Origin of the sequence: Solidesulfovibrio sp. (assembly GCF_029978005.1) — a bacterium.
Lineage (GTDB): Bacteria > Desulfobacterota > Desulfovibrionia > Desulfovibrionales > Desulfovibrionaceae > Solidesulfovibrio.
The window spans coordinates 25,322-34,331 of record NZ_JARKOZ010000109.1 but is presented as its reverse complement, the minus strand read 5'-3'; the positions used below and the strand labels follow the sequence as shown (position 1 = coordinate 34,331).

The following is a 9,010-nucleotide window of genomic DNA, read 5'->3' as shown; positions in this document are numbered from 1 at the left end:
TGTTCGGTCTTGCCGGACCCAGCCCGCATCCGCAGCGTTGCCGCCTGCTCCTCCGTCAACTCAACCTTTACCCGAGCGCCCATCCTGACCTCCTAAACTGGAGGCCAGTATATAGATTTATTTCAAGGACGCAACACTAGGCCCGGGCGCGCCGCCGGCCCTCGGCGTCGGCGGCCGCGAGCGAGGCCGCGACCAGGGCCGGGGAAACTTCCACGGGCTCGTTGTGGATGCTCTCCTCCGGGGCGCAGGCCTTTTCCCCCACCCGGGCCAGGTCCGCCTCGGAAACGCCGTCGATGCCGAGCGCGGCGAAGGTCGTGGGCAGGCCCAGGGCGGCGCACAGCGCGTAGACCTCGTCGATGAGTGCCGCCGGCCGGTCGGTGAGGAAAAGCGAGGCCAGCACGCCGAAGGCCACCTTTTCGCCGTGCCACAGGCCATGCACCCCGGGCAGGACGGTCAGGCCGTTGTGGATGGAATGGGCCGCGCCCAGGCCCCCGCTCTCGAAGCCCAGGCCGCTTAGAAGGGTGTTGGCCTCGACCACGCGCTCGAGCGCCGGCGTGACCACCCTGGCCTCGCAGGCCGAGCGGGCGAGCAGGCCCCAGTCGCGCACGGTCTCGTAACAGAGCCTGGCCAGGGCGTGGGCCGTCATGGACCCGGCGTCGCCGGCGATGTTCGGGGCGCGGCTCACCCGGCAGGAGTCGGCCTCGAACCAGGTGGCCAGGGCGTCGCCCATGCCGGACACCAGGAACCGGGCCGGGGCCTTGGCGATGACGGCCGTGTCCACCAGCACCAGGTCAGGGTTGCGGGGCAGGATGTCGGCCCGCTCGAACACGCCGTCCGGCGTGTAGACCACGCAGATGCAGCTGCACGGCGCGTCCGTGGAGGCCAAGGTCGGGACCACGGCCACGGGAATCCCCGCCCGGACGGCCACGGCCTTGGCCGTGTCCAGGGTCTTGCCGCCGCCCACGGCGGTCACGGTCTCGGCCCCGAACTCCCGGGCCACGGCCAGCAGGCGCTCGATTTCCGCGTCCGTGCATTCCCGGCCGAAGCGCTCCAGGTGCACGGTCCCGGCCTGGTCGAGCTGGGGCGCGACGGTCGGCAGCAGGTGCTCCAGGGGATGGGGCGAGGCGACGACCAGATGGCGCTTGCCGCGCCGGGCCAGTTCCTCGCCCAGGCGGCCCAGCGCTCCGGCTCCCTGGATGTAGCGTCCCGGAAACAAGGTGGTGCGTATCATGGGGTTTTCCTTTCGGCGGCGCAGGCCGCGACGATGGGTGTGAAAACGCCGTGCGTTTTCCGAGGGATAGAAGGGATGCCCTCCCGGGTCAACCGTCGGCTCGGGCATGAAAAAGGGCGCGGGGAAGAACTCCCCGCGCCCGGTCGCCGACGGCCGCCTCGGGGGAGGCGGCCGCCGTGAGGGGGGCGTGGCCGGGCCTTAGCCTTGGCCGTCTTCCTTCTTCTCGTCGGCGGGAGCGTGTTCGCTCGCCGCGTGCTCGTGGCGTCCCGTCACCATGCCCCGGATGAGGCTGCCCGGCGTCGCGCCGGTCGTGGCCAGATAGACGTGGCCGACGAAGAAGAGCGCGAAGCCGATGACGATGGTGAAGTGGGCCGCCACCAGGAACCGGCGCGGGGCGATGCCCGCGGACACGGACTCCGGAAGGAGCAGCAGCAGGCCCGAGGCGATGAGCACCGGCATGCCGATGAGAAACACCAGCAGGTAGGTCGGGCGCTGCAAGGGGTTGAAGCGCCGCTCCCGGCTGACCGGGAAGGGATGCGGCTCGCCCCGGAAGATGCCGAGGCAGTAGTAGCGCGCCTGGGCGAGCATGGGGCCAAGGCCCCCCTGGCCTTCGGGCAGGAACTGCCGGATGTCGCCCGTGGCCAGGGCCCGCACGACGTAGGCCAGGAAGTTGAGGGCCAAAAGCACGCCGCAGATGTTGTGGATGCGCGTGGCCGCTTCGAGCCCGAGCGTCCACGAGGCCTCGGTGAAGCGCACCGACAGGCCGGTGTAGCCGAGCACGACGAAGAGGCAAGCGTTCAGCCAGTGGGTGACCCGCACAAATCCCGGGTACACGTCCTCGGAGACCAGCGGGCCGTGCTCCTTGCGGCCGGCGAGCGCCCGACCCAGGGCGTGCAGGACCACGAAGGCGGCCACGGCGGCAAGGCCGACGCCGCCCACGGCATCGAGCGCCGGGGCCACGATCCTGGGCGGGAAGTAGCCCGAGGTCACCGGGGCCGCGCCGCCGGCGTGCAGGCCCGCCCGGGTCACGATGAGCGAATCGCCCGTGGTGTGGCAGGTGGCGCAGTCGCGCACGGCGGTCTTTTTCTCGCCGATCAGGTGATCGTCGGGCGTGGTGACCGGGGTGTGGCATTCCACGCACATGACGGAGCGGCTGTGGGCGCTCCAGTTGGCCAGGAAGGCGTGGGCCGCCTTGGCCTCGGGCACGGATTTGCCCGAGAGCTCGCGCAGCTTGGCCGCGTCGCCGTGACAGGCCAGGCATTCGGCGTTGTACAGGGCGGCCAGGGACGCATAGGCCATCTGGGCCGGCTTTTTGGGCTGGGCGTGGGCATCGTGGCAGCTGCCGCAGGACACCTTGTCCTTGAGCTTCTCGGCGTGGGCGCTCTGGCCGAAGGCTTTCGCCTGGTGGGCCAGTCCCACGTTGTGGCAGGACAGGCAGGTGGCGTTGTCCGGCCGGGCCACGGCGTGGGGCACCTGGGTGAAGCTCTCCGCGCCCTTCTGGCCGGTGTGGCAGGTGGCGCAGGGCAGGTTGGCGTGGGTGCCGTGCAGGTAGCCGGCCACGTCCACGTGGAGGTCGAGGGTCTTGCCGCGCTCGGTCACGGGTTTGGGCGGCGTGGCCGCGCCGTGGCAGGACAGGCAGGCCGTGCTCTGGGCCGTGGCCCCCTGTTTGCCCGAGAGCAGCACCGCCTTGGCCGCGTCGTCGCCGGTGAAGGCCGCGGCGATGACCCCGGCCATGGCGTCGGTGGACGTCTCGGGGTTGGAGGCGACCTTGCGGTGGCAGGTGGCGCAGTCGCGCGAGGCGGTAAACGGATCGGTCTTGTTGTTATTGTTGTGGCATTTGAAGCAGGCCTTGTCCGTGAAGTGGTCGGCCATGGTGATATGGGCCACTTTCTTGGTGTCGAAGAGCTTCGAGTGGCAGTCGTCGCACCGGAAGCCTTTCGACGCGTGCAGCCTGCCGTCGAACATGACGGTCCCCTGGCCTCCGCCGCCGTAGCGCAGGGATTTGCCGCCGTCCGTGGCCAGGGCGGCCCCCGGCCAGGCGGTCAGGACAGCCAGGAGCAGAAGACTCCAGGCTCTTTTCATGCCTGCCCCTTGGTGATGACGTTGGCGGGGACGTTTTTCACGCTGGGGACGCCGGTCAGGGTCATGGCCACCGTGAGCTCGTCCTTGATGATGTTCATCATGAGCGCCACGCCCTCGCGGCCGCCGCCATGGGCGCCGCGCACCAGCGGCCGGCCGCACAGGCAGGCGTCCGCGCCCATGGCCAGGTACTTGAGCACGTCCTGGCCCCGGCGCACCGCGCCGTCGACCAGGATGGTCGCCTTGCCCTTGATGGCGTCGGCGATGGCCGGCAGCACCGTGGCCGTGGCCGGGGTGTAGTCCAGCACCCGGCCGCCGTGGTTGGACACGCACACGCCCTTGGCTCCCACGTCCACGGCGATTTTCGCCTCCTCCACGGTCATGATGCCCTTGATGATGAAGGGCAGCTTGGTGGACTTGGCCAGCTCGGCCAGCTGTTTGGGCGTCTTGGGCTCCACGGTCTGGCCGGGCACGGCCCGGGCGGCCCGGCCGGCCGAGTCGATGTCGATGGCCACGGCCAGGCCGCCGGCATCCTCGACCATGCGGAAGCGGGTGATGATCTCGTCGTTGGTCTTGGGCTTGATGGTGACGATGGCGTTGCCGCCGAACATGTTCTTGAGCACGGCGATGCGGCGCTCGAACACGTCCATCTTGTCGCCGATGCCGTCGGCCACCCAACCCAGGGTGCCGGCGTCCATGCAGCCGCCGAGGATGGAGATGACGTACTCCTCTTCGGTCATCTTGCCCCCCATGTTGTAGCTGACGCCGCCGGTCACGGCCGAGGTCACGGGCATGGAGAGCTTGTGGCCGAAAAGCGTGGTGGTCAGGTCGGGCTTTTTCACGTCGTGGAAGGTCCGCATGACCAAATCGATCTTATTGAGCGTGTTGTAGTTGTTCTTGAAGGCCTGGCCCGAGCCGATGCCGCCCATGCCCGGCACCTCGCCGGCGCAGGCCACGCCGTCGCATTCCGGGCAGACGCGGCAGATGGGGTAGAGCTTTTCCCGGGCCACGCGCAGCACGTCGCCGATCTTGAGCTTGGGCTTCTCGGCCGCGGCGGCGGCAGCGGCCGGGGCGGCGGCGGGCGCGGCCTCGGCCGCCGCGTGGGCGGTCTTGACGAGCAGCGGCGAAAGCAGGGCCCCCACGCCGGCGGCCATGCCGGCCTTGATGAAGTCGCGACGGGTCGCCGAATCCTTGTCGTGCATGTCCTTGGTCATCGTATCGCCTTTGGGTTGTCGGTTGCTGCTTATCGCGACGGGCGCGCTATTTCGCCGGGACGAAGCTCTTGGCCACCACGGCCTGGGCCGGGGGGGTGAGCATGAATTCGAAGAAGGCCTTGACCTCCTTGGAGGGCTTGACCGCGATGAGCGACAGGGGCCGCTTGAGGGGATAGGCCCCGGACTGGACGGCCTGGGCTTCGGGCTTGGCTCCGCCCAGGGACACGGCGGTCACGCCGGGCACGGCGAAGGACATGGACGAGGCGGTCACGCCGCCCGGGTCCTTGGCCACGTCGGCCACGCAGTCGGTGGCGTCGTCGAGTTCCTTGACCGGGCCGTAGGGCGTATCGCCCAGCACCATGGACTTGAAGGCCTTGACCGTGGCCCGGCCGCCGTCGAGCTTCTCGCTGTAGACCGTGATGGGCATGTCCGGGCCGCCCACCTGCTTCCAGTTGGTGGCCTTGCCCGAGAAGACGTCCTTGAGCTGGGCCATGGTCAGGTCCTTGACCGTGTTCTTGGGGTGGACGAAGACGCCCATGACGTCGAAGCCGATGACCTCGATGTCCGTGAGCTGGGCCTTTTCCTTGTCCGTGGGTTCGCTGGCCAGGCCGCCGAAGGAGACCTGGCCGGCGACCACGGCCTTGAACCCGGCCCCGGCCCCGGCCGTGCCGACAGCGCCGAAGGGGATGCCCGTCTTGGCGGTGAAGAGCTTGGTGGCCTCGGGCAGAACCATGCTGCCGATGGTGCTGGCCCCTTCGTAGGTCAGGGGATCGGCGGCGGCGGCCTTGCCGGCGGCCGCGCCCAGGGCCAGGACGCCCGCCAGGCCGGCCAGGCCGACGAGGCGGAAGATACGCAAACCTCTCATACGCGCTCCTTGCTTGTTCCGTTGCGGCGACACGCCGTGGACGTCCGTCGCGGACCGTCCCGCGCCTCCGAGGCGGGGTCGTCCCACGTCCGCGACGCATTCCCTAAAGCAGGAGCGATGCCAGGATGGGCTTCCCTGGCAATATCCTGAAATAAAATGGATTAATCAGGAGAAAAAGCGTTATCGGCCAGGCGAAGGGGTATGCCGGCCGGCATGGGAAGCGGCGCTTGTGCCGGGAGGCACGTGTTCATGACGTTTCGGCAACATTTGCCGAAAGGCATGAGTTGCCAGACGGCATACCCCTTGGGCGGGGCGGCGGAACAGGCAGGCGCGTATTCCGGGAACGCGACGCCAGGGTTGTGTCCCTGAAAAAACACGAGAGTATTTTTTCAGAAAAAGAGAGCAACGAAAGAATGTTGTCCGACGAATGCGTAGGCACGCATTTCGCGGGCGCGCCGCTAGGCGTCTTCCTGGCGCTGGGCCTTGAGGCGCTTGGACAGGGCGGACTGGGTGACGCCGAGCAGGCGTGCCGCCAGGGTCTGGCGGCCGCCCGAGCGGGCCATGGCCTCGGCGAGCAGCAGCTTCTCGGCCTGGGCGAAGCTCGGCAGGGCGGACAGGGCGGCGAAGGGGTTGTCCCCGGCCGGCGGGATCGGGGCGGCCTCGGGCGCGCCGATGCGGCGCTTGAAGCTCTCCATGGAGAGCATGCGGCCCGTGTGCAGGCTCACGGCGTCGTAGACCATGGAGGCCAGCTCGCGCACGTTGCCGGGAAAGGAATAGGTGGCGAGCAGGGCGGCCAGCTCCGGCGGCGGGGTGGGCTTGCGCTTGCCCATGGCCGCGGCGGCCTCGTCCAGGAAATGGTCGAGCAGGGGCTCGATGTCCTCGGGCCGTTCGCGAAGGGGCGGCACGGCCACGTGGTGGGTGCGCAGCCGGTAGTAGAGGTCGCGCCGGAAAAGGCCCTCGCGCTCGCGCGCGGCCAGATCGGCGTGGGTGGCGGCGACGACCCGGGCGCAAAGCCGCCTGGGCTGGTCGCTGCCCAGCGGATAGTACTCGCCCTCCTGGAGCAGGCGCAAAAGCTTCACCTGGGAGGCCACGGACAGATCGCCGATCTCGTCCAGAAAGAGCGTGCCGCCGGCCGCTTCCTCGACCAGTCCCCGGCGCGGGGCGTCGGCCCCGGTGAATGCCCCCCGGACGTGGCCGAAAAGCGTGTCCGTGAAGACCGTGTCGTCCAGGCCCGCCACGTTCAGGGCGACGAGCTGCCCCTCGCGGCCGCTCAGCTCGTGGGCGGCGCGCACCAGGTTCTCCTTGCCCACGCCCGATTCGCCGGTCACGAGCAAGGGCCGGGGGCTTTGGGCCACGGCCTCGACGTAGGCGAAGATGGCGTGCATGGCCGGGCTCCTGGTGCGGATGGCGGCGAAGGCCTCGGGCCGGCGCAGGTCGCCCGAGACCAGCCGCCTGGCCACCTCGCGGTTCTCCTCGCGCAGCTCCAGCATGTGCAGCGCCCGGCGGATGCCGCCGATGATGCGCTCCTCGTCGTCGGTCTTGACGTAGTAGTCGTAGGCCCCCAGGCGCATGCACTCCACGGCCGCGTGGAGCTGGTTCATGCCGGAAAGCACGATGCACACCACGCCGGGATGGCGTTCGGCCACGGCGGCCAAAAGCTCCGTGCCGGACAGGTGGGGCATGGTGAGGTCGAGCAGCAGCAGGTCCACGCCGCCCGCGTCCAGGATGTCCATGACCTGCCGGCTGTCCCGGCAGGCGCGCACGTTGTCGATGCCGGCCGAGACGGAAAGCAGCAGGGTCATGGACTCCAGCCAGTCGGCCTCATCGTCCACGAGCAGGATGCCGGGCGTGGCGGCGCAGCTTCCGGTCATGGCGCGGCCTCGGGCGCGGCGGGCAGGATCAGGCGGACGGTGGCGCCCTTGCCCGGTTCGGAGGCGAACTCCAGGCTGCCGCCGTGCTCCTTGACGATGCCGGCCGAGACGGAAAGCCCCAGGCCCGTGCCGCCGCTGGCCCGTTTGGTGGTGAAAAAGGGATCGGTCAGCCGCGGCAGGTCCTCGGGAGCGATGCCCACGCCCTCGTCGGCCACGGTCAGGACCACGGCCTTGCCGTCGGGCGCGGCGGCCGTGGACACGGCGATGCCCCTGTCGGGCGAAGGCAGGGCCTGGCAGGCATTCAAAAGCAGATTGACCGCCACCTGCTCGATGCGCGAGGGGTTGCCCCACACCTTGGGCAGGCCCGGGGCCGTCTCCAGGCGGAATTTCTCCGTGGATTTGCTTATGGAGCTGCCCACCAGCCGCGTCGCCTTCTCCACCACCTCGCCCAGGTCGAAGGCCCGGTGGTCGGCGGCCGGGGCGACCCGGGAGAAGTCGCGCAGGTCGTCCACGATGCGCCGGATGCGCTGGGCGCTTTCCTCCACCACCTCGACGATGCGCGGCAGCTTGTCGCGGATGCGCGAATAGCTCCCGCCGCCCAGGGGAAAATCGCCCTTCTCCTCGTAGACGTCGTCCAGCACGCGCCTGGCCTCGGCGTTGAGCTTCTTGAGGATGGGCACGTTGAGCAGGATCAGCCCGTTGGGGTTGTTGATCTCGTGGGCCACGCCCGAGACCAGGACGCCAAGGGCCGCCATCTTGTCGGCCTGGACCAACTGCTGCTGGTTCTGGCGCAACTGCTCCAGGGCGTCGGAAAGCGACCGCGTGCGCTGGTCCACCTGCTTTTTGAGCGAACGCGTCCACAGGGCCGCGCCGCCGAGCAGCAGCAGCAACGGCCCGAGCACCACGGCCGCATACTTGAGCGCCATGCCGGCCGAAAGGGCCTGGGAGTCCATGACCCCGAACCACTTGCGCCGCAGTTCCTGGTAGCGCCCAGACTGCTTGACCAGGGCCAGGCCCTCGTTGAGCAGGGACAACGCGGCGTCGTCGCCGTGGCGCACGGCGAAGCCATACGGCTGGGTGGTCACGCTCTTGGCCACCACACGGATGTCGTCGAGGCCCTCCTGCTCGATGACGAAAAGCCCGGGCAGCATGGCCACCACGGCGTAGTCGCCCACACCCGCCGCCAGCCGGCGCAGCCCGCCCACCGGCGTCCTGGAAAAAACGAGGTCCTTTTCGAAGCCCAGCCCGTCGAGGATGTCGTTCACGCTGCCGCCGGGATGGACGATGACCTTCCTGCCGGCCAGCTCCTCCAGCGAGGACACGGCCGGCGTGCCCTTGCGGGCGAAGATGGCGTGGTTGATGGTGGTGTGCGGCGGGGTCAGCTCCGCCTCGCGCAGCCACAGGTTGGAGTAGGGCGTGCGCTGCAGGGCGTCCACCGCGCCCGAGGCCAGGGCCTCGTGGAGCTGGGACCAGTCCATGAGCACGAAGCGGATGGTCACGCCCATGGCCTCGCCCACGGCCTTGGACAGGTCCACGTTGAAGCCCGCCGGCTGGCCGTTGGCGTCGAGGTACTCGTAGGGCGGATAGTTGCGGTCGCCGCCGATGACCAGCGTGCGCCCGGCGAAGCCGTTCTCCTCGGCGCGCGCGGATACGGCCGGTCCGGCCAGAAGAACGGCCAGCAGCAAGGCCGCAGCCCGGAAAAGGAAACCGCCGCCGACGCGGCCTGTGGTCATCGCCTCGCCTCGCACCC

6 protein-coding genes are annotated in these 9,010 nt (G+C 69.6%); all 6 read right to left on the bottom strand.

Going from position 1 to position 9,010, the window contains the following annotated elements; translation table 11 throughout:
* Positions 1 to 136: 136 nt before the first annotated feature.
* The 6 genes from Q1K70_RS12625 to Q1K70_RS12600 all read right to left on the bottom strand — a co-directional run bounded on the left by Q1K70_RS12625 (position 137) and on the right by Q1K70_RS12600 (position 8,993).
* Positions 137 to 1,231 carry a glycerol dehydrogenase gene (locus Q1K70_RS12625; RefSeq protein WP_300160089.1) on the bottom strand — a complete coding sequence of 365 codons (1,095 nt, stop codon included), beginning with the start codon at positions 1,229 to 1,231 and terminating at the stop codon, positions 137 to 139.
* Between the two features lie 198 nt (positions 1,232 to 1,429).
* A complete protein-coding gene (locus Q1K70_RS12620) occupies positions 1,430 to 3,313 on the bottom strand; it encodes a cytochrome c3 family protein (protein WP_300160086.1) in 1,884 nt (627 codons plus the stop codon).
* Entirely contained in the window at positions 3,310 to 4,524 is a 1,215-nt protein-coding gene (locus Q1K70_RS12615; RefSeq protein ID WP_300160083.1) for an alpha-hydroxy-acid oxidizing protein, read from the bottom strand. The genes Q1K70_RS12620 and Q1K70_RS12615 overlap by 4 nt, the downstream gene beginning before the upstream one ends.
* A gap of 46 nt (positions 4,525 to 4,570) precedes the next feature.
* Positions 4,571 to 5,389 carry a substrate-binding domain-containing protein gene (locus Q1K70_RS12610; RefSeq protein ID WP_300160081.1) on the bottom strand — a complete coding sequence of 273 codons (819 nt, stop codon included), beginning with the start codon at positions 5,387 to 5,389 and terminating at the stop codon, positions 4,571 to 4,573.
* Positions 5,390 to 5,847: 458 nt separating this feature from the next.
* Positions 5,848 to 7,260 (bottom strand): sigma-54 dependent transcriptional regulator, encoded by a 1,413-nt coding sequence (locus tag Q1K70_RS12605; protein WP_300160078.1) that lies wholly within the window; start codon positions 7,258 to 7,260, stop codon positions 5,848 to 5,850.
* Positions 7,257 to 8,993, bottom strand: a complete 1,737-nt coding sequence (locus tag Q1K70_RS12600; RefSeq protein WP_300160075.1) for a transporter substrate-binding domain-containing protein — start codon at positions 8,991 to 8,993, stop codon at positions 7,257 to 7,259. The genes Q1K70_RS12605 and Q1K70_RS12600 overlap by 4 nt, the downstream gene beginning before the upstream one ends.
* Between the last annotated feature and the right edge of the window lie 17 nt (positions 8,994 to 9,010).

What these genes read in the sequence shown, in the direction of transcription:
- Q1K70_RS12625 (WP_300160089.1), bottom strand. Translation starts at nt 1,231, where the DNA reads ATGATACGCACCACCTTGTTTCCGGGACGCTACATCCAGGGAGCCGGA.
- Q1K70_RS12620 (WP_300160086.1), bottom strand. Translation starts at nt 3,313, where the DNA reads ATGAAAAGAGCCTGGAGTCTTCTGCTCCTGGCTGTCCTGACCGCCTGG.
- Q1K70_RS12615 (WP_300160083.1), bottom strand. Translation starts at nt 4,524, where the DNA reads ATGACCAAGGACATGCACGACAAGGATTCGGCGACCCGTCGCGACTTC.
- Q1K70_RS12610 (WP_300160081.1), bottom strand. Translation starts at nt 5,389, where the DNA reads ATGAGAGGTTTGCGTATCTTCCGCCTCGTCGGCCTGGCCGGCCTGGCG.
- Q1K70_RS12605 (WP_300160078.1), bottom strand. Translation starts at nt 7,260, where the DNA reads ATGACCGGAAGCTGCGCCGCCACGCCCGGCATCCTGCTCGTGGACGAT.
- Q1K70_RS12600 (WP_300160075.1), bottom strand. Translation starts at nt 8,993, where the DNA reads ATGACCACAGGCCGCGTCGGCGGCGGTTTCCTTTTCCGGGCTGCGGCC.